24 protein-coding genes are annotated in these 22,724 nt (G+C 71.1%); 7 read left to right on the top strand and 17 right to left on the bottom strand.

What is annotated here, in order from left to right:
* Positions 1-18: 18 nt before the first annotated feature.
* Positions 19-222 carry a hypothetical protein gene (locus F0Q34_RS08015; RefSeq protein WP_149811632.1) on the top strand — a complete coding sequence of 68 codons (204 nt, stop codon included), beginning with the start codon at positions 19-21 and terminating at the stop codon, positions 220-222.
* A gap of 21 nt (positions 223-243) precedes the next feature.
* Here the strand turns inward: F0Q34_RS08015 and F0Q34_RS08010 are convergent, their stop codons facing one another.
* The 3 genes from F0Q34_RS08010 to F0Q34_RS08000 form a co-directional block, all read right to left on the bottom strand.
* Positions 244-861, bottom strand: coding sequence for a trypsin-like serine peptidase (locus tag F0Q34_RS08010; RefSeq protein ID WP_161600800.1), 618 nt, complete (start codon positions 859-861; stop codon positions 244-246).
* A 331-nt stretch (positions 862-1,192) separates the two neighbouring features.
* Positions 1,193-1,720, bottom strand: a complete 528-nt coding sequence (locus tag F0Q34_RS08005) for a hypothetical protein (protein WP_149811630.1) — start codon at positions 1,718-1,720, stop codon at positions 1,193-1,195.
* A complete protein-coding gene (locus tag F0Q34_RS08000; RefSeq protein ID WP_241665384.1) occupies positions 1,717-3,456 on the bottom strand; it encodes a transglycosylase domain-containing protein in 1,740 nt (579 codons plus the stop codon). Before F0Q34_RS08000 ends, F0Q34_RS08005 begins: the two co-directional genes overlap by 4 nt.
* A gap of 476 nt (positions 3,457-3,932) precedes the next feature.
* Between F0Q34_RS08000 and F0Q34_RS07995 the strand changes: the two genes are divergently transcribed.
* Both F0Q34_RS07995 and F0Q34_RS21755 read left to right on the top strand, forming a co-directional pair.
* Positions 3,933-5,663, top strand: a complete 1,731-nt coding sequence (locus F0Q34_RS07995) for a glycosyltransferase family 2 protein (protein ID WP_161600799.1) — start codon at positions 3,933-3,935, stop codon at positions 5,661-5,663.
* On the top strand, positions 5,660-6,580 hold the full coding sequence (locus F0Q34_RS21755; RefSeq protein ID WP_161600798.1) for a glycosyltransferase: 921 nt from the start codon (positions 5,660-5,662) through the stop codon (positions 6,578-6,580). The genes F0Q34_RS07995 and F0Q34_RS21755 overlap by 4 nt, the downstream gene beginning before the upstream one ends.
* A 4-nt stretch (positions 6,581-6,584) precedes the next feature.
* Here the strand turns inward: F0Q34_RS21755 and rfbD are convergent, their stop codons facing one another.
* The 12 genes from rfbD to F0Q34_RS07930 all read right to left on the bottom strand — a co-directional run bounded on the left by rfbD (position 6,585) and on the right by F0Q34_RS07930 (position 17,883).
* Positions 6,585-7,475, bottom strand: coding sequence for a dTDP-4-dehydrorhamnose reductase (gene rfbD / locus F0Q34_RS07985; RefSeq protein ID WP_149811627.1), 891 nt, complete (start codon positions 7,473-7,475; stop codon positions 6,585-6,587).
* A gap of 12 nt (positions 7,476-7,487) precedes the next feature.
* Entirely contained in the window at positions 7,488-8,357 is an 870-nt protein-coding gene (rfbA, locus tag F0Q34_RS07980) for a glucose-1-phosphate thymidylyltransferase RfbA (RefSeq protein ID WP_149811626.1), read from the bottom strand.
* 5 nt (positions 8,358-8,362) lie between these two features.
* Positions 8,363-9,418, bottom strand: coding sequence for a dTDP-glucose 4,6-dehydratase (gene rfbB / locus F0Q34_RS07975; protein WP_149811810.1), 1,056 nt, complete (start codon positions 9,416-9,418; stop codon positions 8,363-8,365).
* A gap of 60 nt (positions 9,419-9,478) precedes the next feature.
* Positions 9,479-10,063, bottom strand: a complete 585-nt coding sequence (gene rfbC / locus F0Q34_RS07970) for a dTDP-4-dehydrorhamnose 3,5-epimerase (RefSeq protein ID WP_149811625.1) — start codon at positions 10,061-10,063, stop codon at positions 9,479-9,481.
* A 45-nt stretch (positions 10,064-10,108) separates the two neighbouring features.
* Complete coding sequence (locus F0Q34_RS07965) at positions 10,109-10,873, bottom strand: ABC transporter ATP-binding protein (protein ID WP_149811624.1); 765 nt, start codon at positions 10,871-10,873, stop codon at positions 10,109-10,111.
* A gap of 2 nt (positions 10,874-10,875) precedes the next feature.
* Positions 10,876-11,727, bottom strand: a complete 852-nt coding sequence (locus tag F0Q34_RS07960) for an ABC transporter permease (protein WP_149811623.1) — start codon at positions 11,725-11,727, stop codon at positions 10,876-10,878.
* Between the two features lie 93 nt (positions 11,728-11,820).
* Positions 11,821-12,930, bottom strand: coding sequence for a glycosyltransferase family 4 protein (locus tag F0Q34_RS07955; protein WP_149811622.1), 1,110 nt, complete (start codon positions 12,928-12,930; stop codon positions 11,821-11,823).
* Between the two features lie 17 nt (positions 12,931-12,947).
* A complete protein-coding gene (locus tag F0Q34_RS07950) occupies positions 12,948-14,630 on the bottom strand; it encodes a heparinase II/III family protein (protein ID WP_174242010.1) in 1,683 nt (560 codons plus the stop codon).
* Positions 14,630-15,292, bottom strand: coding sequence for a ribulose-phosphate 3-epimerase (gene rpe / locus F0Q34_RS07945; RefSeq protein ID WP_149811621.1), 663 nt, complete (start codon positions 15,290-15,292; stop codon positions 14,630-14,632). The genes F0Q34_RS07950 and rpe overlap by 1 nt, the downstream gene beginning before the upstream one ends.
* An 83-nt stretch (positions 15,293-15,375) precedes the next feature.
* Positions 15,376-16,686 (bottom strand): RsmB/NOP family class I SAM-dependent RNA methyltransferase, encoded by a 1,311-nt coding sequence (locus tag F0Q34_RS07940; protein ID WP_149811620.1) that lies wholly within the window; start codon positions 16,684-16,686, stop codon positions 15,376-15,378.
* A 100-nt stretch (positions 16,687-16,786) separates the two neighbouring features.
* Positions 16,787-17,311, bottom strand: coding sequence for a chromate transporter (locus F0Q34_RS07935; protein ID WP_149811619.1), 525 nt, complete (start codon positions 17,309-17,311; stop codon positions 16,787-16,789).
* On the bottom strand, positions 17,311-17,883 hold the full coding sequence (locus F0Q34_RS07930; RefSeq protein WP_149811618.1) for a chromate transporter: 573 nt from the start codon (positions 17,881-17,883) through the stop codon (positions 17,311-17,313). The genes F0Q34_RS07935 and F0Q34_RS07930 overlap by 1 nt, the downstream gene beginning before the upstream one ends.
* 72 nt (positions 17,884-17,955) lie before the next feature.
* Between F0Q34_RS07930 and F0Q34_RS07925 the strand changes: the two genes are divergently transcribed.
* The 3 genes from F0Q34_RS07925 (at position 17,956) to F0Q34_RS07915 (ending at position 20,716) form a co-directional block, all read left to right on the top strand.
* Positions 17,956-19,641 (top strand): ArnT family glycosyltransferase, encoded by a 1,686-nt coding sequence (locus F0Q34_RS07925; protein ID WP_149811617.1) that lies wholly within the window; start codon positions 17,956-17,958, stop codon positions 19,639-19,641.
* Positions 19,638-20,243, top strand: coding sequence for a DedA family protein (locus F0Q34_RS07920; RefSeq protein ID WP_149811616.1), 606 nt, complete (start codon positions 19,638-19,640; stop codon positions 20,241-20,243). The genes F0Q34_RS07925 and F0Q34_RS07920 overlap by 4 nt, the downstream gene beginning before the upstream one ends.
* Before the next feature lie 110 nt (positions 20,244-20,353).
* Complete coding sequence (locus F0Q34_RS07915) at positions 20,354-20,716, top strand: hypothetical protein (protein WP_149811615.1); 363 nt, start codon at positions 20,354-20,356, stop codon at positions 20,714-20,716.
* Between the two features lie 124 nt (positions 20,717-20,840).
* On the opposite strand, the gene F0Q34_RS07910 is transcribed toward F0Q34_RS07915, so the two are convergent.
* Together F0Q34_RS07910 and F0Q34_RS07905 are read right to left on the bottom strand one after the other, a co-directional pair.
* On the bottom strand, positions 20,841-21,002 hold the full coding sequence (locus F0Q34_RS07910; RefSeq protein ID WP_149811614.1) for a DUF1328 domain-containing protein: 162 nt from the start codon (positions 21,000-21,002) through the stop codon (positions 20,841-20,843).
* Positions 21,003-21,273: 271 nt separating this feature from the next.
* Positions 21,274-21,999, bottom strand: a complete 726-nt coding sequence (locus F0Q34_RS07905) for a response regulator (RefSeq protein ID WP_149811613.1) — start codon at positions 21,997-21,999, stop codon at positions 21,274-21,276.
* A 53-nt stretch (positions 22,000-22,052) separates the two neighbouring features.
* Here F0Q34_RS07905 and F0Q34_RS07900 point away from each other — a divergent pair, with 53 nt between their 5' ends.
* Complete coding sequence (locus tag F0Q34_RS07900; RefSeq protein WP_174242009.1) at positions 22,053-22,550, top strand: sigma-70 family RNA polymerase sigma factor; 498 nt, start codon at positions 22,053-22,055, stop codon at positions 22,548-22,550.
* Positions 22,551-22,724: the final 174 nt, after the last annotated feature.

Below are 22,724 nucleotides of genomic sequence, written 5' to 3'. Positions count from 1 at the left end.
GAATGGAGGAGAAGAACCATGACACCGGACGACAACCTTCGCGTCCTGCGACAGCAGGCGCGGGCTGCCCGCCGCGGACATATCGCGGACACTCTGGGCCAGGTTCCGACCGCCCCGGCGAAGGACCGCCTTCCGCGCCTGCAGCGCATGCTGGCCAATCTGGATGAAGCGCTGCACCTGCCCGAGCCTTCCCGCAAGGCGGAAACACCAGCACAGGCGTGATGGCCGGCCGGCGGCCCGCTTTCAGGGAAGGCTGGCCGTCGGCACCGCCAGCCCGGCCGAGATGCCGGCATAGCTGGCAACGTTGATGCCGAGAATGGCCCAGCGGCCCGCTTCGCCTTCCACCAGAAGGGGAGCGCCGCTGGCCCCCCGCGTACCGGCGCAGCCATGCCGCAACAGCCTTGCGCCATCCTCGGCGCGAACCACGCCAAGCAGGGCGCAATCCGGATCCGCCAGCAGAACCTCGGCCCTGTCCTGCTGATAGCCGCCCAGCATCAGCCGGGCGCCGCGCGCCGGCATGTGGCGCATCATCGTCAGCCAGCCTTCAGGGCCAGTGGCCAGGGGCTGCGCCAGTTCCAGCAGCGCCCAATCCGCCGTTGGCGGTCCCTTCCGAACCGGATCGAAGCCCGGCGCAACGCGCAGGCTCCTGGCGCGGGCGGCAGCCCGCCAGTGGCCGCGCTGATAGCCCAGCAGCATATGGATGGAACCCGGCCGCACCAGCTTCCCGCTGTTCGGCGCCACCAGGCAATGCGCCGCGGTCAGCACCAGGTCGGGGCCGATCAGGGCACCGGTGCAGCGGGCGCCAAGCTCCGTTTGCACCCGGCCGAGGGCTCGCCAGGGCACCGCGGCGGGGTCCACCACGCGCCGTGGGTCCTCGCTTCCGACACCTGGCCGCAAGGGTGGCTCGGCCCGCAACGGGGCCGATGCTGCTGCGGCGCAAAACAACAGCGTGAACCAAGCCGATGTCACCTTGCGGCATCCAGTTAACGCGGCGTTAAACTTGCTGCCGAACACTCCGGTCATTCCGTTCTCGCCCGGGACCTGTCCGATGCCGTCGCGCCCCAATGATAGCCCCCTCCACCTGCTCCGCCTGCGCCTGGGAAGGGCCTTGCGGACCCTGTCGCGGTGGCTCCGCCGTGACGGCTACCGGCCGGAGCGGCGCTACATGCGCGGGCGCGTCTGAAGCAAACGGTCACGCCATCTCCACGCGTGTTTCGGCCGCGTCGCGCCGGACTTCCAGCCCGGCGGCCCGCAGCGCCGCCTCGGTGGCGTCATCGGCCGGCCAGTTCACGGTGATGGCGCGCCCATCCAGCACCAGCAGCGGCGTGCCAGGCGGCATGTCGCGCGCCGGCATCACCAGGTCCAGCAGGGCCAGATCCACTTCGGGGCGCGCGGGGCGCACCGGCGCGGTGGCGCGGATCTCGACCTTCAGCGGCTTCTTCACCGCCAGCGCCAGCACCGGCCGCACCGCCTCCAGGAAGCGGCCGGAATCGATCTCGCCCTGTTCATGCGGGCGACCGAGGCGGAAATAGCTTCGCAGCAGCGCCTCCATCTCCTTCATGCCCTGCAGGGCGCGTGCCATGCGCAGCGCCGACTTGTCCTCGGGCGGCAGCGTGCCGGCGATGCTGTCCAGGTTCACCTGCAGCACCATGAAAAAATTGTTCAGCGCATGCTGCATGGGCCGGGCAAGGCCCGCCATCCGGTCCGGAGCATCGGTCAAGGCGGCATCTCCTGCAGCACATCGTGGAACAGGCGCGCCGGCAGGCTGCCGCCGCTGACCTTGTTCATGGGGCTACCATCGTCATTGCCCAGCCAGACGCCAATGACCAGGGGGACCCCGCCGCTGGCGGCGAATCCCACGAACCAGGCATCCCGGAAATCCTGCGTCGTGCCGGTCTTGCCAGCGACGGCGCGGCCGGGCAGGGCGGCGGCACGGCCGGTGCCTTCGCGCACCACGGCCGCCAGCATGCGGCGCATCGCCGCCGCCTGGGCGGGCCGCAGCGCGCGCTGCGGCGCGGTGCGCGGCACCGCCAGCAGCCGCTCGGCCGATTTGGCGCGCTGCACGCCATAGGGTGTGATGCGGAAGCCGCCATTGGCGAAGGCGGCATAGGCGGCGGTGAGGTCCAGAAGGGTCACCTCCGCCGTGCCCAGCGCCAGGGACGGATGTTCGGGAAGGCGCCCCTGGATCCCGAGCCGCCTTGCCATCCCCGCCACTTCGCCGGCCCCGCCACCCTGTTGCAGCAGCCGCACCGCCGCGGTGTTGACGCTGTGCGCCAGCGCGTCCTCCAGGGTGATCATTCCGCGGGGACGCCAGGCGCCATTGCCGGGCGACCAGCGCCCCAGCGTCAGCGGCGCGTCCGAAACGCCGTCTTCCGGGCCGAGGCCCCGCTCCATCGCCGCAAGCCATACAAAAGGCTTGAAAACCGAGCCCGGCTGCCGCCGCGCCGCCGTGGCTCGGTTGAACGGACTGGCGCGATAGGAACGGCCGCCGGCCATGGCGCGCACCGCGCCATCGCGCGCATCCAGCGCCACCACGGCCCCCTGCCCCGCCTCGGCGGCGCGGCCAGGGCCGGCCAGCAGCGCCTCCAGCCGCCGCTCCACCACGGCCTGCAGCCGCAGGTCCAGCGTGGTGCGCAGCACGAGGTCGCCGCTGCCGGGATAATCCTCGGCCAGGTCGGCCTGCACCCAGTCGGAGAACCAGCCGGCATCGCCCGAGGGGCGCGGCGGCAGCACCATCCTTTCCGCTTCCAGCGCCTGCTGCCGGGCGGTGATCAGATCTTCCTCCCGCATCGCCGCCAGCACGTCGGCTCCGCGGCGGATGGCGGCATCCGGGTTACTGCGCGGGTTGAGGCGGGATGGCGCCTTGGGCAGGCCGGCCAGGATCGCTGCCTGCCACAAGGTCACGCGGCGCGCCGGCACGCCGAAATAAAGGCGCGCGGCGGCATCCACACCATAGGCGCCGCTGCCGAGATAAACCCGGTTCAGGTAGATCTCCAGCAACTGGTCCTTGGTGAAGCGGCGCTCCAGCCACAAGGTCAGCATGGCTTCCTGCGCCTTGCGCCGGAACGAGCGGGCGGGGGTCAGGAACAGGTTCTTTGCTAATTGCTGTGTTAGGGTGGAGCCACCCTGCACCACGCGCCCGGCGCGCAGATTGGCCAGCGCCGCCCGGCCGAGCCCCACCGGATCCAGGCCGAAATGCGAGCGGAAGCGGCGATCCTCCACCGCCATCAGCGCGGCGGGCAGATAGGCCGGCAATTCGGCCAGCCTTACCGCCTCGCCATAAAGGTCTCCGCTGGTGGCCATCAGCCGGCCATCCCGCGCTTCCAGCGTCACGGAAGGGCGGCGGGTCGTGGCCAGCGCCTGTTCCGGACGCGGCAGGTCCCAGGCGAACCACAACAGCAGCAGCGCCATGGCCAGGCTGCCCCAGATGCCGCCGAGCAGCAGGAGCCGCAGCACACGCCCCAGCCCCAGGCCCCGCGGCCGCGCCGAACCGCTCGTTTGCATCACCTGGGCGACGGGACTGGACCTTCTGCCGGCATCCGGATCGAAATGGATGGGCTGTCGGCGCCCCATCATTCGGCGCGCAGGCGACTGGCCCGGTCGTCCAGAGGTGTTCATCGCCGCCGCGCTTTGCAAGCCGCGGCGCTTCCGCTCCGCTGCCCTAAAGCTGCCATGACCGCGCGGGACAACTATCGGCACTGGCCGCGGAGTTGTAAGAGATGCCAGGCATGGCGGCGGCCCCTGGCGTGCACGGTTGACCCCCTGGCGGTGCGTGGCCGGACAGGCGCCGCTTCCTCGTCCGCAGGCCGGAGGGGCATCGGAAGCAGGGTTCCTCCGCGCATGGCATGAGGGCCGCGTGTTCCATCCCGGCCTGGCACCACACGGCCCGCTCCTGCCCCGGGGAGCGGCAAGACCCTCGCAGGGAATCCTTGTTGCAGCCTTTCCTGAACACCGCGCGGCACTGGCTGCGCCGCCATCCCGGACTTCACAGGAGCCTGCGCCAGGGAATGCTCCAGTTGCAGCGCCACGCCCCCTGGACGGAACGCCTGCTGGACACACTGCGCCCGGGGGGCGTCACCATTCCTGCGGCCGAATATCAGCGCTGGATCGATCAGGTGGAAGGCCCGGCCGATGCCATGCGGCAGCGCCTTCAGGCGGCGGTGCGGCACATGCGCAACCCGCCGCTGATCTCCGTGGTGATGCCGGCCTACAACACCCCCGAACGCTTTCTGCGCGAAGCCATCGCCTCGCTGCAGGCGCAGATCTACCCGCATTGGGAATTGTGCGTGGCCGACGATGCTTCGCCGGAGCCGCAGGTGTCGCATGTGCTGCGGGAAATGGCGGCGGCGGATCCCCGCATCCGCTTCGTCCGCCGCCCGGCCAATGGCCATATCAGCGCCGCCAGCAACACGGCGCTGGACCTGGCACGGGGCGAGTTCGTCGCGCTCATGGACCATGACGACCTGCTGCCGCCGCATGCCCTGGCCGCCGTGGCCCACCATGTCCAGGCCGCCCCGGAACTGCAGGTGCTGTTTTCCGACGAGGACAAGGTGGATGACCGGGGCCGGCGGTCCGAACCCCATTTCAAGCCGGGCTGGAATGCCGAATTGCTGCTGAGCCAGAACCTGGTCAGCCATCTCGGCGTGTACCGGCGGGCCTTGCTGCGGCGCATCGGCGGCTTCCGGGAAGGCTTCGAGGGCAGCCAGGACTGGGATATGGCGCTGCGGGCCACCGCCGGGTTGCGGCCGGAGCAGGTGCGCCACATTCCGCTGGTGCTGTATCATTGGCGGCAGGGCACCGGCGCGGCCTCCTTTTCCGAATCGGCATTGGAGCGCTGCGCCGCCGCCGGCCGCCGCGCCGTGTCGGAGCACCTGGCCCGCCGTGGCGAAACAGGCGCCCGCCCGCTGCCGCAGCCGGACCTGCCGGGATGGTCGCGCATCGTCCACCCCCTGCCGGCCCGCCCGTTCCGGCTGAGCGTGGTGCTGACGGCTCCTTCCCCCTTGCCCGAAAAACTGCGGGAAATCCTGCGCCTGCCTGGCAGCGACGGGACCGAGATCCTTTCCGCCGGCCCGGAGGGCCCGCTCGGCGCCGCGAGGCAGGCCAGCGGCGAAATGCTGTTGTTCCTTGATCCGGCACTGCGGCCCGATCACCCGGAATGGCTGGCCGAATTGCTGGCCCAGGCCTGGCGGCCAGGCGTCGGCGCCGCCGGCCCGCTGGTGATGGATGCGCGGAACAGGGCGATGGAGGCGGGCCTGGTGGTGGAAGGCGAACGGGCCTGGCCGGTGCCCTACCTGGCCGGGCTGCGCTACCCGGCCCAGGGCTATCATGGCCAGTTGCGGCTGCCACGGCAGGTTTCGGCGGTTGGCGCGGGATGCCTGGCCGTGCGGCGCGCTGCCTTCGAGGCGCTGTCCCTGCCGGCGGAGGCGGATCAATGGCACCTGGCCTTGTGCGAAGGATTGCGCCAATCGGGGCAGCGCATCGTCTGGACCCCGCTGGCGCGGCTTCGCCATTCCGGCCGGATGCCGGAGCTCTGCGCGGGGCCGGCCTCGCCGCGCGACCCTTATTTCAATCCCAACCTGTCCGCCGCCCGGCCGGGGCTGCATCTGGCCGAGGGGCCCGGCCAGCTGGCGGCGCTGATCGAGGCCATGCAGGCCGCGCGATGACCGACATCGTTGTTCTGCTTTCCACCTATCAGGGGGCTGGCTTCCTGCCCGACCAGCTGCGCAGCCTGGCGGCCCAGCAAGGCCTTGCCGCGCCATTCCTGTTCTGGCGCGACGATGGCTCCACGGATGGAACCCAGGCGCTGCTGCGTGGCTTCGACTGGCCGGGCGGGATTGTGCGGGAAGCGTCGATGCTGCCCGGGCGGCTGGGCGCCATGCGTTCCTTCCTGGCCTTGCTGGCGGCGGCGCCGGAGGCATCCTTCACCGCCTTCTGCGACCAGGACGATGTGTGGCTGCCGGGAAAGCTGGCGCGCGGCATGGCGCGGCTTTCGGAACTGCCTGCGGGACGCCCGGCGCTGTATTGCGCCCGGCAGCGCCTGGTGGACGAGGCATTGCGGCCGCAGGGCCTGTCGCCGCTGCCTGCCCGCCGCCTGGGCTTCGGCAATGCCCTTGTGCAGAACGTCGCCACGGGCTGCACCGTGGTGCTGAACGCGGCGGCCCGCCGGCTGGTGGCGGCGGCGGGGCCGGCACCGGAAGGCAGCATGCATGACTGGTGGTGCTACCTCCTGGTCACCGGCGCCGGCGGCACCGCGCTGTTCGACCCGGAGCCGCAGATCCTGTACCGCCAGCATGGCCGCAACGTCGTCGGCGCCGCCCCCAGCACGGCGCGGCGGGGGCTGGCCGCCGCGCGGCGCGGACCGAAAGCCTTTCTGCGGCTGCTGGGCGCGCATCTGGACGCGCTGGACCGGGCCGCCTCCCTGCTGGTGCCGGAAGCGGCCGCGCGGGTGGCCATCCTGCGGGCGGCGCGTTCGGGCGGGCCGCTGCGGCGCTGGCGGGCGCTGCGGGCGGCCGGCGCCTACCGTCAAACCCTCCAGGAGGATCTGGTGCTTCGCGCCTGGATGCTGCTGGACCGCTTCTGAGGCCTCAGCGCGGCGGCCCGGTCAGCGTGTCCAGGCTGTTCGACAGGGATTGCCGCCAATCCGCCGGCCGGATGCCGTGGACCTGCTGGATCTTGTGGCAATCAAGCCGGCTGTTGGCGGGGCGCCGCGCCTTGGTCGGGTAATCCGCCGTGCCGATCGCCGCCAGCTCCGGCACCTTGTGCCCGCGGTTCTCCGCCTGGCGGAAGATCTCGGCCGCGAAGCCATGCCAGGTGGTGTAGGGCGCTCCGCTCAGATGGAACAGGCCGAAGCGCGGATCGCCGGCCGGGGCCGCGGCGAGGGCCGGCAGCATGCGGGCGATGGCCTCAGCGATGTCGGCGGTGAAGGTGGGCGCGCCATGCTGGTCGGCCACCACGGACAGCTTCGGCCGCTCAGCGCCCAGGCGCAGCATGGTCTTCAGGAAGTTGTTGCCATGCACGCCGCAGACCCAGGCGGTGCGCAGCACGACAGAGCGCGGATGGGCGCGCAGCACCGCCTCCTCCCCCGCCAGCTTGGACGCGCCGTAAACGCCGGTCGGGCCAGTCGCGTCCTCCTCGGTGTAGGGCGCGTCCTTGTTGCCGTCGAACACATAGTCGGTGGAAACATGCACCAGCGGGATGCCAAGGCGCGCGGCCTCGGCCGCCAGCGCTCCGGCGCCGGCCGCGTTCACCGCGAAGGCCGCGTCACGCTCATCCTCGGCACGGTCCACGGCGGTGTAGGCGGCGGCGTTGACGATGGCCTCCGGCGCCACCTGCTCCACCGCCCGGCGCACCGTGTCCGGCGCGGCGAGGTCCAGCTCTGGCTGGCCCAGCGCCGTCACCTCATGCCCGTCGCGCGGCAGGCGGTCGGCCAGTTCGCGGGCGAGCTGGCCCGAGCGGCCGGCGATCAGGATGCGCATGGATGGCTCCCCTCAGCTTTGCGCGGCCAGGCGCAGCAGGTGCTGGCCATAGGCGGTCTTGGCGAAAAGCTGCCCGCGGGCACGCAGCTGGTCGACGTCGATGAAACCGTTGAGAAAGGCGATCTCCTCCAGCGAAGCGATCGGCAGGCCCTGGCGCTGCTGGATGGTGCGGACGAACTCGCCGGCATCGAGCAGCGAATCATGCGTCCCCGTGTCGAGCCAGGCATAGCCCCGCCCCATCCGCTCCACCTGCAGCTGGCCCAGCTCCAGGTAGTGCAGGTTGACGTCGGTGATCTCCAGCTCGCCCCGCGGCGAGGGCTTGATCCCCGCGGCGACATCCAGCACCGAATTGTCGTAGAAGTAGAGCCCCGTCACCGCCCAGTGCGAACGCGGCTGGGCCGGCTTCTCGACGATGGACAGCGCCTTGCCGCTGTCGTCGAATTCCACCACGCCATAGCGCTCGGGGTCCTCGACGTAATAGGCGAAGACGGTGGCGCCGTTCTTCCGCTCGGCGGCGGCCCGCACCATGTCGGAAAGATGGGCGCCGTAGAAGATGTTGTCGCCCAGCACCAGCGCCACGGAATCATCGCCCACGAAGTCGCGGCCGATGACGAAGGCCTGGGCCAGCCCTTCCGGCTTCGGCTGCTCGGCATAGGAGAAGGTCACGCCGAACTGACTGCCATCGCCCAGCAGCCGCTTGTACATGTCGAGGAATTCGGGCGAGGAGATCACCAGGATCTCGCGGATGCCGGCCAGCATCAGCACCGAGATCGGGTAATAGACCATCGGCTTGTCATAGACCGGCAGCAACTGCTTGTTGACCGCCAGGGTGGCCGGGTGCAGCCGCGTGCCGGAGCCGCCGGCGAGGACGATGCCCTTCATCGCGTTCAGCCCTTCAGGCCGAGGCGCTGCCCGCCATAGGCGCGCTGCTGGATCGGCCGCCACCAGCTCTCGTTCTCCAGATACCAGGTCACGGTCTTCTCCAGCCCGGATTCAAAGGTTTCGCGCGGTTCCCAGCCCAGCTCGCGCTTCAGCTTGGAGGCGTCGATGGCGTAGCGCAGGTCATGGCCGGGGCGGTCGGTGACGAAGCTGATCTGCCCGGCATAGGATTTTCCGTCCGCGCGCGGGCGCAGGCGGTCGAGGGTGGCGCAGATGCGCCGCACCACCTCGATGTTCTGCCGTTCGGCATTGCCGCCCACATTGTAGGTCTGGCCTGGCACGCCGCGCTCGAACACTGTTTGCAGGGCGCGGGCATGGTCCTCGACGAACAGCCAGTCGCGCACATTCTCGCCCTTGCCGTAGACCGGCAGCGGCGCGCCTTCCAGCGCCTTCAGCGTCACCAGCGGGATCAGCTTCTCGGGGAAGTGGAACGGCCCGTAATTGTTGGAACAGTTGGTGATCAGCGTCGGCAGGCCATAGGTGTGGTGCCAGGCGCTGACCAGATGGTCCGACCCCGCCTTGCTGGCCGAATAAGGCGAGCGCGGGTCATAGGGCGTTTCCTCAGTGAACAGCCCCTCGGCGCCGAGCGAGCCATACACCTCGTCGGTGGAAACGTGGTGGAAGCGGAAACCGGCGCGGCGCGGCTCCGGCAGGGCGCGCCAATGGGCCAGCGCCGCCTGCAACAGGGTGAAGGTGCCGACGATGTTGGTCTGGATGAACTCGCCCGGCCCGTCGATCGAGCGGTCCACATGGCTTTCCGCCGCCAGATGCACCACCACATCGGGATCGAAGCGCCCGAACACCGCGCCCACCGCCGCCGCATCGGCGATATCCGCCTGCACGAACTCGTAATTCGGCCGGTTGGCGATGGAATCGAGCGAGGACAGCGTCCCCGCATAGGTCAGCTTGTCGAGGTTCAGCACGCGGTGCTTTCCCTGCGCCACCAGCTGACGAACCAGGGCGGAACCGATGAAGCCGGCGCCGCCGGTGACCAGGACGTTCAGCGAAGGGCTTTCCAAGGAAAACGATCCTCTGGGGCAGAGAAGAAGGGGAATGGCAGAATGTCAGGGAACCAGCGGCTCGCCCAGCGGCAGCAGCGGGTGCCCATCATAGGCGAAGGGGCTGTCGAACTCGCGCAAGAGCGGCGCGACCTTGTCCTTGCCGGACAGAATGGGGCCACCTGCCGGCAGGGGCCATTCAACGCCGATATCCGGATCGTCCCAGCGGATGCCGCCATCGCATTCCGCGGAATAAGGGGCGGAGGTCTTGTAGGTGACCTCGCAATCCGGCTCCAGCGTGACAAATCCATGGGCGAAGCCGACCGGCACCAGGATCTGCGTGCCCTCGGCCGCGGTCAGGGTCGCGCCCACCCAGCGCCCATAGGTGGGCGAGCCCTTCCGCACATCCACCGCCACGTCGAAGATGCTGCCGCGCACGCAGCGCACCAGCTTGTCCTGGGCGAAGGGCGGGCGCTGGAAATGCAGGCCGCGCAGCGTGCCGGGCGTCGCCGACATGGAATGGTTGTCCTGCACGAAGTCGAGCGTGATGCCGACCGCCTCGAAGCGGGCGCGGCTCCAGCTTTCGGTGAACCAGCCGCGGTCATCGCCGAAGCGCCGGGGGCGGATCAGTTGCACAGGGTTCCGGCTCATCGCGTCCTCGCTTTCACTTCCGTGCCATTCCGCCCGGCCGATGCCTCAGGCACCGTGCGCCGCCACCTTGGCCGGGGCGGCCTCGGGGCCGAGCAATTCCTCGACCCGGCCATCCGCGACCACGCGCCCGGCCTCCAGCCGCATGGCGCGGGTGCACCAGCGGCGGACGATGCCCATCTCATGCGTGGCCAGCACCAGCACGTCGGCGCCTTCCACCAGCCGGCCCAGGCGTTGCTCGGCCTTGGCCATGAAGTCGGCATCGCCGGCCAGGAACCATTCATCCATCAGCAACACCTGCGGCTTGATCGCCGTTGCCATGGCGAAGGACAGCCGCACCGTCATGCCGGAGGAATAATTGCGCACCGGCACGTCGAGGAACTCGCCCAGATCGGAGAAGTCGGCGACCTCATCGGCGAGGATCTGGCTCTCGCGCTCGCCCAGCCCGCGGTAAAGGCCGCGCAGCACGATGTTCTCCCGGCCGGTCGCCTCCATGTCGAGGCCGGCGCCGGGATCGATCATCTGGCCGATCACCCCCGCCACTTCCAGCTCGCCCGCCACCGGCTCGTAGATGCCGGCCAGGGTGCGCAGCAGGGTGGTCTTGCCGGCACCGTTATGGCCGATCAGCGCCACACGCTCGCCCCGGCTGATGGTGAAGTTGAGGTCGCGGAGCGCAGACACGACGATGCGGTTCGCGTCATCCGCGCGCAGCCGCAGCGGCGACGAGGCGAGCAGCCGCTTCTTCAGCGAGCGTGCGCCCATGTGGTAAAGCGGGAACTCGATCGAGACGCCGCGCGCGATGATGTGGGCCATGGTTACACCCAGAACGCGACACGGCCGCGGAAGCGCACAAAGAAAACAAAGCCGACGGTGCAATGGACAATGGTGTAGCCCAGCGCCGCCAGCCAGACGGCCAGGCTGCCGCCCCCCTCGATCAGCGGCCCGCGGATTGTTTCCAGCAGCGTGTAGAGAGGGTTCAACAGCAGCAGCCAATGGTATTCGGCGCTGAGCAGATGCGGCTTCCAGATCACCGGCGTCATGAAGAAGGCGATCTGCATCACACTGCCGACGATGGGGGCGATGTCGCGGAAGCGGGCGCACACCATGCCAAGCAGCAGGGATGCCGCCAGCGCGTTCACGGCCAGGATCAGCAGGCCCGGCAGGATCAGCAGGGCCGACCAGTCCGGATACACGCCGAAGATCATCAGCACGATGACGATCAACGGAAGGTTGTGCGCCGTCACCAGTGCATTGCGGATCACGCAACGCAGCGCATGCACGGTGAAGGGCAGCGGCATCTGCCGCACAATGGTTTCGGCGCTGGTGAGGCTGACGCAGGCCTCGGTCACCATCTGCGCCAGCATGTTCCACAGGATCAGGCTGACCGCGAGCCAGGGCAGGTACTCGGACAGCGACATCTGGAACAGGGTGGAATACAGGAAGCCGAGGCTGAACAGCATCACCGCTGTTGACAGCGTCAGCCAGAACGGCCCCAGCACGGAGCCACGATACCGGTTGCGCAGGTCAAGCCAGGCCAGGGTTCGGGCCAGGCGGAACTGCGCGAAACCCTGATGAAGGTCGCGCAGCGCACGGCTCAGGCGCTCGGGCTCGGCGGCGTTGAACCGCACGGAAACCGGCGTGGTGGCTGGGGTGACATGGGCGTCCATGGGCCGTTCCTATAGACGCAAAGCCCAGATGGGCCAACGGGCCAACTATGACGGGCCATCCATGATGGCCCATCCGCAGCGGATGGGCCGTGGCTACAGCCCCATCAGGTCCAGGGTGCGGCCCACCACGTCCCGCTCGTCGAAGCGCTGCAACGCCAGCTCGCGCCCGGCGGCGCCCATGCGGGCCCGCAGGGCCGGATCGCCGGCGAGGCGGGACAGGGCGGCCGCCAGCGGCGGAATCTCGGCCGGTGGCACCAGCAGGCCGGTTTCGCCATCCCGCACCTGCTCGCGCGGGCCCCGGATGTCGGTGGCCACCACCGGCAGCCCGGTCATCATGGCCTCGATCACGGACATGGGCAGGCCCTCGAAATGGCTGGGCAGGCAGAACACGTCGGCCGCCGCCAGCACCCGCCCGACATCCTCGCGGTAGCCGAGGCGCTTCAGCCGGCGGCCCAGCGCCTCCTCCGCCCGGGCGAAATCCTCCGCCATGTCGGGGCCATGGTCGGTGGCCAGGCGCTCGCCCACCACCCAGAGCGTGGCATCGGGCACCGCTTCCATGGCCCGCAGCAATTCCACATGCCCCTTGTGCCGCACGAGGCGCGAGATGATCACGACGACGCATTCGCCATCCGCGGCGCCCAGCTCGGCCCGCAGCGCGGCGCGCGCCGCCGCATCGGGGCGGAACCGCCGGGGATCGCGGCCATTGCGGATACCGACCGCATGCGGCGCGATGCCGAGGCGGCGGGCATCTGCGGCCTCCTCCTCCGACACGGTCATGAAAACATCCGTGAGGCGGCCGCCCAGCCGCTCCAGCCAAAGCGATAGGGTGCGCCGCCACCAGGGGCCCGGCTGGTTGAACAGAAAGCCATGCCCCGTATAGGCGATGCGCTTCACCCCGGCGCGCTTCGCCGCCAGCCGCGCCAGCAGGCCGGAGATCGGCATGTGCGCATGGACCAGGTCGAAGCGTTCCTCGCGGAACAACCGCAGCAGCGCGCAATAGGCTCGCCACTGCGCCAGCGGGTTCAGCGAGCGCGCCATGGGAACCGGCACGATGCGGAAGCCTTCCTGGCGCGGCAGGTCGAGCAGCTTCCCCTCGGCGCAGATGCCCACCACCTCATGGCCCCGCGCCCGCGCTTCCCGCATCACCGGCAGCACGAAATGCCGCAAGGAGAAGTCGACGTTGCAGACTTCGGCGACCTTCAAGGCGGCGGGAGCCGGCGTTATTCCGCCGGCCCGTCGGAGGGCGCGGCCGTGGGCCCCCTGGCGCCGGAGGCGGCGGGCTGCGGCACGCTGACGCGGCTCAGCGCCCACTGCACGGAAGCGGTGCCGGCCCCGGCCGTCAGCACGATCTGCGAGGAGCGGCGCGGCTCGCCGGCCATGAACACGCTGTCTTCCAGCGCCAGCGCCACGTCGCGGCAGCGGAAGCGCCAGGAAGCGCCGGAAGGCAGGCGCAGCAGAACGGCGCTTTCGGCTTCCTGCAGGCTGGCCACCACGCCGGGATGGAGGTGGAAGCGCAGGGTGAAGCCCGGCAGGTTCTCGCCTTCCACCGCATCCTCCCCGCGCAGGTCGTCGCCGGATTCGGACAGGTAAAGGCGGCGGCGATGGAGGGCGCCGAAGCCGCGGCGATAGCCATCATGGCTGGCATCCAGCCATTGCGCGCCATTGGCTTCCTGGCGCTCGGCCTCCACCGCCTCCGGGCGGCGGCCAAGGCCGTCCTCGCGCAGCTCGCTGCTGTTGGTGTCGGCCAGGACCAGGGTGGAATGCGCGGCGCTGGCACGCAGCGCATCGCGCCACGGGCCGGCATCGGCGGTGGCGGCGCCGCAATTGGTGATCAGCCGGTCGCGGCCCACCGACATCTCGAAGGACAGGGTGCCGGCATGGTGGAAGCGGTCGGCGCCACGCGGCAGGCCGGCGGGGCCGGCGGCCACGCGCGCGCCCGGCGGCGGGCCGCAATCGGCGATCACCAGGGTGCGGCCGGCCTGCAGGCGCTGGAAGCCGGCTTCGGCCAGGATCAGCGGGGCGCGGCCGCGCGCCTGGCCCTGGGTCAGCACCAGATCCACCAGCGAGGCGCCAAAATCGCGCGTGCCGTTGAACAGGGCCAGCCCGCCATCCCCATGGCGGAACAGCCGCAGGGCGGGGGCCGCGCGATCCAGCGCCAGGCCCAGATGCGGCGGCGCCTCCAGCCCGGCGCCGTGCAGCAGGTTGCGGATCTCGATCAGATCCTGCACCGCCAGAAGCAGCTGCGCCGGGGAACGCTCCACATGCGCGCCATCGGGCAGGATCTGCCGCTCGATCTCCTGCGGCAGCACGCGCAGGCAGCGGGCGATCCAGCTTTCCTCGTTCAGCGCCACCGCCGCGGCAAGGCCGCCCTTCAGCGCCACCAGCGCGCCGCGGTGCCGCCCCTCGGCCGGCAGCGCGGCGACCAGGCCGCGCGCATCCTGCGCCAGGCGCACCATCAGGGCTCGACGAAAGCCGTCCTCCGCCGTGGCGGCCAGGAAATCCCAATGGCCGAGCCAGGCGGACAGCCGGGCGCCCGCCACATCCGGCACGGCGGCGATGCCCTCGCCGCCACCATGGGCCAGCCAGTCGGCGGCGAGGTCGCGGGCCCGCAGCCGGGCGCCATCGGTGCCAAGGGCCCGCAGGTCCCGCAGCCAGGCGAAGCCATGCACGGCGGCGCGCCAGACAACCGAGCCGCTGCCCTCGCCCCAGCCCTGGCCACCCTCGGCGGCGATCAGCAGCGGGCGGACGGTGCCGGCCACCTCGCATTCGCCGCGCAGCACCCGGTGGCCGCGCGCGGCATCGCCCGGCCAAAGGTCGCGAAAGGCGCGGCTGGGGGCGTCGGGCACCTTCACAGGCTTCAGCCCCGCCACCATGCGCCGGGCGCCGCGCAGCCAGTCCGCCATCAGGCGCGGCCCATCCGCAACGCGGCGATGGCCGCCGCGTAGTCCGGCGCGCCGAACACGGCGGTGCCGGCCACCAGCACATCCGCCCCCGCCTCCAGGCAGAGCGGCGCGGTTTCCGCCGTGACCCCGCCATCCACCTGCAAGGCGATCTCCCGGCCCGAGGCGTCGATCATGCGCCGCAGCGCCCGCATCTTCGGCAACTGGCTGTGGATGAATTTCTGGCCGCCAAAGCCGGGATTGACCGTCATCACCAGGATCAGGTCCACCAGGTCCAGCACCGGCTCCACCACCGAAGCAGGCGTGGCCGGGTTCAGCACCACGCCCGGGGAGCAGCCCAGCGCCCGGATGTTCTGCAGGGAGCGATGGAGGTGCGGCCCCGCCTCGGGGTGCAGGCTGATGCGCTGCGCGCCCGCATCGGCGAAGGCCGGAAGCAGGCCATCCACCGGCGCGATCATCAGATGCACGTCGAAGGGCATGCGCGTGTGCGGGCGCAGCGCCTTCACCACGGCCGGGCCGTAGCTGATGTTGGGCACGAAATGCCCGTCCATGATGTCGAGATGCAGCCAGTCGGCACCGGCGGCCTCGACAGCGGCGATTTCTTCTCCCAGCCGCGCGAAATCAGCGGCCAGCAGGGACGGGGCGATTTTGACGGGGCGTGACACGCGGCAAGTTATGCCTGCGCCTCCCGGTGGGGACAAGGCGCCAGGAGAGGGAAGCGCCGCATGTTTGTTCAACCCTGGAGCATTCAGCCCGGCTTGCGGAAGCGGGCGATGAAGAAGCCGTCCAGGCCGCCCTGCTCCGCCCACAGGTCGGGCCGGGTGCGCACCCAGCCTTCCGGCGTCAGGGCCGCCTCCAGCCCCGGCAGCTCGCCGGGCTGGACCGGTTCGGGCAGCAGGCCGTTGCTGAAGGCGGCGCGGGCCTGCGCCTCGCCTTCCTCCGGCTGCAGGGAGCAGGTGGCGAAGACCAGCCGGCCGCCCGGCCGCAGCAGCTTCGCCGCCGCCGCGATCAGCGGCCCCTGCAGCGCGGCCAGGCTGGGCACGTCGCCGGGACGCTTCAGATGCGGCACGTCCGGGTGCCGGCGGATGGTGCCGGTCGCGGAGCAGGGCGCGTCCAGCAGCACGGCGTCAAAGGCCACGCCCGGGTCCCAGGCGGCGGCATCGGCCTGGACGATCTCGGCCGCGAGGCGCAGCCGGGCCAGGTTCTCGCGCAGGCGGCCGATGCGGTGCGCGTCCCGCTCCACCGCGACCACCTCGGCCCCCATGGCGGCGAGCTGCGCCGTCTTGCCCCCCGGCGCCGCGCAAAGATCGGCGACGCGGCTTCCCGGCGCCGCGCCCAGCAGGCGGGCCGGAAGGGCGGCGGCGGCGTCCTGGGCCCAGGCATGGCCCTCGGCGAAAGCCGGGATCTCGGTGATGCGGGTGCCGGCGGGGAAGCGGGCCGTGCCGGTGGGCAGCATCAGCGCCCCTTCCGGCGGCGCCGTGCCCGGGCGCAACGACAGGTCGAGCGGCGCCGGCATCCGGTGCGCGCGGGCGATCGCCCGCACCGCCGGGCCATAGGCGGCGTGCCAGGCCGTCCAAAGCCAGCCGGGCGTGTCCAGCCGCTCGCCATCAAGATCCTCCAGCGCCGCGGCGCCCTCGGCGGCGACGCGGCGCAGCACGGCGTTCACCAGCCCGGCGAAGGGGCGCGGCACCAGATCGACGCAACTCGCCACCGCGGCATGGGGCGGGGTGTCCAGCAGCAGCAGCTCGGCGGCACCGATGCGCAGGGCGCTGCGCACCTCGGGCGGCGGCTCGCGGCGCAGCAGCGGCTCCAGCACGGCGTCGATGCTGCCCAGGCGGCGCAGCACGGCGGCGGCGATGCGATGGGCGGCGGCACGGTCGCGCGCCTCGGCGGCAGGCAGGGCGTCCAGCGCCTCCTCGAGCGACCGGTGGCGCTCCAGCACCGCGCTGACCAGGGCCAGCGCCGCGCTGCGCGTCGGGTTGCGCGGGCGGCCAGGGGCGGAGCGCCTGGCGGGACGGGCGGAACGGGGGCCGGGCGGACGGGAACGGGGCGGGGTCATCAGCAGGGGCTATGGGCCGGAAGGGCCGGTTCTGTCGAGTTGTTCCGCGCGGAAGGCAGGCTGTGCCGGGCGCATGGCGCGCGGCGCCGCGCCGCGCCGCTCATCCGAAGACCATCCAGAAGACCAGCGCCCCGGCCGGCAGCAGCACGAAGGGGCTGGCGCGGGTGGTCATCAGCAGCAGGGTGGAGATGGCGGCAACCGCCCAGGCGAGCCATCCGCCCTCGGCGACGCTGAGCAGGGTGGCGCCAGCGGCCAGGATCATGCCCGCCGCCACCGGCGCCAGGCCGCGTTCCACCGCCTTCTGCCAGGCCGCGCCGCGGGTGCGCCGCCACAGCCCCGCCAGCCCCCAGACCAGGATGGAGGACGGGGTGAAGATGGCGAAGGCCGCCACCAGCGCGCCCCACACGCCCATCGCGTCAAAGGCCACCATGGGGGACAGCAGCGCCCCCGGCCCCGGCGTCAGGCGGGAAATCGCGAACAATTCCAGAAAGCGCGCATCGCTCATCCAGCCCTGCACATCGACCGCCTGGCGGTGGATGTCGGACACGATGCTCTGCCCGCCCCCCACCGTCAGGAAGGACAAGGGCAGAAACACCAGCAGGATGCGCCAGAAAGGATGTTCCATCAGTCGCCCTTCCGCGACATGGCCCAGGCGGCATGGGCGATCCCGACCGGCGCCATCACCACCACCACCCAGATCAATGGCAGCCGCAGCGCGAACAAGGCCAGAAAGGTGGCGGCGAAGATCGCGGTCGGCGCCACGCCACGCTTCGCCACCCGCCAGGCGGCGCGCAGCCCCATCTGGATGGACAGGCCCAGCGCCGCCGCCGCCACGCCGGCCAGCATCCAGTGCGCCGCCTCGCCGCGCACCGCCTCCCCCGCCAGGGCGACCACGGCCACGGCCAGGATCAGCGCCGGCACCACCATGCCCAGCGCCCCGGCCAGCGCCCCGGCGCCGCCCTGCAGCCGGTAGCCGATCCAGATCGACAGGTTCACCACATTCACGCCGGGCAGCGCCTGGCAAAGCGACAGGCCATCGAGGAACTCCCCCTCGGTCAGCCAGCGGCGGTTGTGGACGAATTCCCGCATCATCCAGCCGGACAGGCCGCCGCCGAAGCTGGTCAGCCCGACCTTGCTGAAGGCCAGAAAGATCTGCGTCAGGGAAGGCGGTGGCGCTTCCGTCAACTCCGATGTCATCGCGCCCCTCCGTCGCCACATGCCGTTTGACGCTATACACCGCGCGGCGAAAGGCTCTACAGCCCGGGCACCATGGCGTTTTCCCCGCGCGACTTCCTCGACCGGCTGCCGGAGATGCGGTGGCCGCGTCTCGGCCTGTCCCTGCTCTGCCTGCTGCTGTGGCTGCCGGGCTTCTTCACCCTGCCGCCCGGCGACCGCGACGAAAGCCGCTTCGCCCAGGCCAGCCGGCAGATGCTGGACAGCGGCGACTACATCCGCATCCGCTTCGGCGAGGAGGAGCGCAACAAGAAGCCGGTTGGCATCCACTGGGCGCAGGCCGCGTCGGTGAAGGCGGCGGAAGGCCTCGGGATCGGCCATCGCGGGCAGATCTGGCCCTACCGGGTGCCATCCCTGCTGGGCGCGTGGCTGGCGGTGATGGCGACCTATCACTGGGGCCGCGCGCTGGTCGGGCGGCGCGCCGCCTTTCTGGCCGCCGCCATGCTGGCTTCCTCCCTGGTGCTGGTGGTGGAAACGCATATCGCGAAAACGGATGCCGCCCTGCTGGCCACGGTGGCGGCGGCGATGGGGCTGCTGGGACGCGCCTATGTGACGCCATCGGGCTTCATGGCGCGGCAGGCGGCGGCGCTTTGGACCATTCTTGGCGTGTCGATCCTGCTGAAGGGGCCGATCGGGCCGCTGGTGGCGCTGCTGGCGGGGGTGACGCTGGTGGCGGCGGATTGGCGGTCGGAGCGCGGCCGGGCCTGGCTGCGGGCGCTGCGCCCGGCCTGGGGCGTGCCGCTGATGCTGGCCATGGCGGCGCCCTGGCTGGTCGCCATCGGCATCGCCACCGAGGGCCGCTTCTTCGCCGAGGCGGTGGGCGGCGACATGCTGGGCAAGGTGTCCTCCGGCGAGGAAGCGCATGGCGGCCCACCCGGCTACTACGTCCTGACCTTTCTGCTGACCGCCTTTCCGGCCGCCTTTCTGGTGCTGCGCGCCCTGCCGGCCGCTTGGCGCGACCGCATGAACCCGGCGACGCGCTTCCTGCTGGCCTGGATCGCGCCCTCCTGGCTGATGTTCGAGGCGGTGGCGACCAAATTGCCGCACTACACCCTGCCGGTGTTTCCCGCCCTGCTGCTGCTGACGGCCGGCTGGGCGATGGACCCGCTGCGGCGGCCGGCGCCGCGCTGGCTGTCTTCCCTGGGCTTCGGGCTGTTCGCCCTGGTGGTGCTGGCGCTGGGCATCGCCGCCCCGCTGCTGCCCTGGATCGCCGATGGCCGCGTCGCGCCGCTCGCCCTGGCGGCCTTGCCGGCGGCCCTGCTGCTGATCTGGGGCGTGTGGCGGGCCCTCCGCTGGGGCCCGGCGCAGGCCGCGCTGGCCGGCGCGATCCTCGCCGTGCCGCTCTACGCCACCATCCTCGGCGGCACGCTGCCGCGGCTGGAAGCGCCCTGGATCGGCCCGCGCATCGCCGCCGCCCTGGCACTCGGCGCGCCGTCGGGCGAGGTGCAGGGCGCGTTCGGCATTGTCGGCTATCACGAGCCTTCGCTGGTGTTCGCCACCGGCACGGACACCCGGCTGCTGCGCGACGGGGCAGCGGCCGCCGCCTTTCTGTCCGCCGCGCCGGGCCGCAGCGTGGCGATCGGCGACCGCGACCTCGCCGCCTTCCAGGCCGCCGCCGGGCGGCAGGGGCTGGCGCTGCGCGAATTCGCCGTGGTGGAGGGCTACAACTACACGCGCGGCCGGCGGTTGAAGCTGCATCTGTTTCAGGGAGCGGCTGGATGATCGAGTGGATCACGCGGATGGTGGGGGAAGCCGGGCCGGTCGGCGTGTTCTTCCTGATGTTCCTGGAAAACCTGTTTCCGCCCATTCCTTCCGAGCTGATCATGCCGCTGGCCGGCTTCGCCGCCGCGGAAGGGCAGATGGGGCTGGTCACCGCCATCCTGGCGGGCACCGCCGGCTCCGTGGTCGGCAACGGCGTCTGGTACGAGATCGCCCGCGCCATCGGCAGCCGGCGCATCCGCCCGCTGGTGGCGCGCTATGGCCGCTGGTTCGGGGTGTCCGCCGAGGACATGGACAAGGCGGAGGCGACGCTGCGCCGGCACGGCCCCGTGGCGCTGTTCTTTGGCCGGATGCTGCCGGCCATCCGCACCCTGATCTCCATCCCGGCCGGGCTCGCGCATATCGGCCGGGCGGTGTTCTACCTGTGGACCGTGGTGGGCAGCCTGCTCTGGGTGACGCTGCTGGCCGGCGCCGGCTACCTGCTGCGGGACCAGTACCGCAAGGTCGAGGCCTTCATCGAGCCGATCAGCTACGTCGTCGTGGCTGGCGTCGTGGGCGCTTATCTGTGGCACCTTTGGCGGACCCGGCGCGCGGCCCGCGGCTGAAGCGGAAGCAAAGCAACCTGTTGGGAAAAGCCGCGTTGGACCGCTGGACGGTCGCCGCAGGCGATCCCATCCCGACCAGACACGTTCTCGGAAAAGGAGCTTTCCCCGTCATGCGTCACCGCGAGATCCTGTCGGCCATCGCCGTTTCGGCCACCCTCCTCGGCCTGGCTGCCTGCGACTCCGCCCGCTCGGTGGACTCCAACACGGCTGGCACCCGCGCCTATGACCGCGCCACCGGCACCAACACATCGGGTGCCTATCCGGCGCAGTCGGACGGCACCCGCGCCAATCCCGCCGGCACGGAGGCGACCCGGGCGCTGGACCGCGCCGCCGGCACCAACACCTCGGGCGCCTATCCGTCCCAGCGCGACGGCACCGCCGCCAACCCCCCGGGCACCGCCGCCACCCGGGCCTATGACCGCGCCACCGGCTCCAACGCTTCCGGCGCCTATCCGCAGAACCAGGCACGCTGAGGACGTGGCGCCGCCGGCATCCAGGGCATCCCTGGATGCCGCCACGGCGCCGGGAATGCGAAAGGGGCGGGAGGCCCGCGGCCTCCCGCCCCTTTTCTTATGCCCCTGCTTGCCCGATGAAAGTTCAGGCCCAGCCGCGTCCGGCGATCAGCGAGATCAGGAACAGCACCAGGAAGATGACGAAAAGGATCTTGGCGATGCCGCTGGCCGCTGAGGCGACCCCGGAAAAACCAAGCACACCGGCTACCAGCGCGACGACCAGAAAGATCAGGGTCCAGTACAGCATGACGGCGCATCCTTGCGAGCGGTCTAGGAGGGCGCCGGAACCCCTGGGGCGCCGGCGGGTGAACCGGCGGGGCTCAGGGGCGGCTGCCTTGTCCGGCCCGGCGAAGGATGCGGCGGCTGGTGGCACGGCACAGCCGCCCAACCGGCGCCAAACGGGGCGTTCCGGCCATCGGCTTCCCTTGCAAGCAGCCTTCTCCCTCGATCGGGCCGGCCGGAAAGCCCGGCGCCGGCGGTGCCCATGCAACGCAGCGCTTGAGCCTGCGGTTGCAGCCTCAGCCGATCGGCACGGTGGAGGAAACGGCCTGGTAGGTGGCGATGGCCAGCGCCAGCGGCTCGAACGGCTTCGAGATGACGAAGGCCGGCTCCACCTGCTCCGCCGTCAGCAGCCGCTCCGGATAGGCGGTGACAAAGATCACAGGCACCTTCAGCCGTTCCTGGATGCGGTTCACCGCATTGATGCCATCGCCGCCGGCGCCCAGGTTCACGTCGGCCAGGATCAGGCTCGGGTTGCGGTCCTGCGCCAGCCGCACCGCCTGCGCCTCCGTGGCGGCGACGCCCACCACGCGGTGGCCGCAATCCTCCACCAGCTGGCGCACATCCATGGCGATGATCGGCTCGTCCTCGATCACCAGGACATCGGCGGCCGTGGCGCTGCGCAGCGCATCCCGCGCCTCGTGCAGCTCGGTTTCCGCCACGTCGAGCGGCACCCCCACCACCTGGGCAGCGTCGTTGACAGACAGTTCCTCCAGCGCCGTCAGCAGAAGCAGCTGGCGGTGGCGCGGCGACAGGTTCGCGCCAGCCGGCGGCACGGCGGGCGGCGGGGCCAGGCGGGTGACGCCGGCATACAACGCCAGCCGTGGCGCCAGGGATGGCAGCCCGGCCCGCAGCGCGTCGGCCACCAGGCCATCGCCGGCCTGTTGGCTGCCGGTCAGGGCACGGGCGTAGCGGCGGGCGGGCGGCAGGCTGCGCAACAATTCGGCCTGGGTAACGGCGTTCATAGGGTGGCCCTCGTTTCGGTCCTTTTGTTCAGCAAGACCGCGATCGCATGGTGATGGCAAATCAAACAGACCCGATCCGCGCCGGGCTGGCCAGCCTCCTGCCGGACCTGCGCGCCTTTGCCCGCTTTCTGGCCCGCGACGCGGCACTGGCTGACGACCTGGTGCAGGAAGCCATTCTGCGCGCCCTGCGCGCGGAATCCCAGTGGGACCCGGAAACCAGTTTGCGGGCCTGGATGTTTAGGATTTTGCGCAACGTGTTCCTGGAACAGCTGCGCCGGCGCGGCACGGAGCGGCGGGCGCTGGAGCGGATGCCCGATCCGGACCGCCCGGCCCCTGCCGTGCAGGAAGCCAGGCATGCGGTGACAGACCTGGCGCGCGCCATGGACACGCTGCCCCTGGTGCAGCGGGAGGCCCTGATCCTGGTGGGAGCTCATGGCCTCTCACATGAGGAGGCGGCGGCGGTCTGCAATGTGCCGGTGGGCACAATGAAGGCACGGGTGGCACGGGCGCGTGGGGCTCTGGCACGGCAGATGCCGGAAGATGCGCACTGATGGGCAAGCCCCAGGCGACGCGCCGGCATATGGTCCGGGAAGAAGATGTGCGTTGTTGTTCCGTGCATGAACTCGATCCATCGCGCAGAACATGGCGACGCGCCGGAGGTTGCAGAACTTCAGCGCATGGCTGCATGTCGATTTTCGCATATCGGAAATGCAACCGCTTTTCCG

The organism is Teichococcus oryzae, assembly GCF_008386565.1.
GTDB lineage: Bacteria > Pseudomonadota > Alphaproteobacteria > Acetobacterales > Acetobacteraceae > Pseudoroseomonas > Pseudoroseomonas oryzae.
This window is presented reverse-complemented; position numbering and strand designations above follow the sequence as displayed.

Excerpts from the sequence above, each read along its gene's own strand:
- F0Q34_RS07925 (WP_149811617.1), top strand. The coding sequence starts at position 17,956 with ATGGCGTTTTCCCCGCGCGACTTCCTCGACCGGCTGCCGGAGATGCGG.
- F0Q34_RS07930 (WP_149811618.1), bottom strand. The coding sequence starts at position 17,883 with ATGACATCGGAGTTGACGGAAGCGCCACCGCCTTCCCTGACGCAGATC.
- F0Q34_RS07900 (WP_174242009.1), top strand. The coding sequence starts at position 22,053 with ATGGCAAATCAAACAGACCCGATCCGCGCCGGGCTGGCCAGCCTCCTG.
- F0Q34_RS07960 (WP_149811623.1), bottom strand. The coding sequence starts at position 11,727 with ATGGACGCCCATGTCACCCCAGCCACCACGCCGGTTTCCGTGCGGTTC.
- F0Q34_RS07920 (WP_149811616.1), top strand. The coding sequence starts at position 19,638 with ATGATCGAGTGGATCACGCGGATGGTGGGGGAAGCCGGGCCGGTCGGC.
- F0Q34_RS08015 (WP_149811632.1), top strand. The coding sequence starts at position 19 with ATGACACCGGACGACAACCTTCGCGTCCTGCGACAGCAGGCGCGGGCT.
- F0Q34_RS07965 (WP_149811624.1), bottom strand. The coding sequence starts at position 10,873 with ATGGCCCACATCATCGCGCGCGGCGTCTCGATCGAGTTCCCGCTTTAC.
- rfbC (WP_149811625.1), bottom strand. The coding sequence starts at position 10,063 with ATGAGCCGGAACCCTGTGCAACTGATCCGCCCCCGGCGCTTCGGCGAT.
- F0Q34_RS07910 (WP_149811614.1), bottom strand. The coding sequence starts at position 21,002 with ATGCTGTACTGGACCCTGATCTTTCTGGTCGTCGCGCTGGTAGCCGGT.
- F0Q34_RS07940 (WP_149811620.1), bottom strand. The coding sequence starts at position 16,686 with ATGACCCCGCCCCGTTCCCGTCCGCCCGGCCCCCGTTCCGCCCGTCCC.
- F0Q34_RS07950 (WP_174242010.1), bottom strand. The coding sequence starts at position 14,630 with ATGGCGGACTGGCTGCGCGGCGCCCGGCGCATGGTGGCGGGGCTGAAG.
- F0Q34_RS07905 (WP_149811613.1), bottom strand. The coding sequence starts at position 21,999 with ATGAACGCCGTTACCCAGGCCGAATTGTTGCGCAGCCTGCCGCCCGCC.
- F0Q34_RS07935 (WP_149811619.1), bottom strand. The coding sequence starts at position 17,311 with ATGGAACATCCTTTCTGGCGCATCCTGCTGGTGTTTCTGCCCTTGTCC.
- F0Q34_RS07915 (WP_149811615.1), top strand. The coding sequence starts at position 20,354 with ATGCGTCACCGCGAGATCCTGTCGGCCATCGCCGTTTCGGCCACCCTC.
- rfbA (WP_149811626.1), bottom strand. The coding sequence starts at position 8,357 with ATGAAGGGCATCGTCCTCGCCGGCGGCTCCGGCACGCGGCTGCACCCG.
- F0Q34_RS21755 (WP_161600798.1), top strand. The coding sequence starts at position 5,660 with ATGACCGACATCGTTGTTCTGCTTTCCACCTATCAGGGGGCTGGCTTC.
- rfbD (WP_149811627.1), bottom strand. The coding sequence starts at position 7,475 with ATGCGCATCCTGATCGCCGGCCGCTCGGGCCAGCTCGCCCGCGAACTG.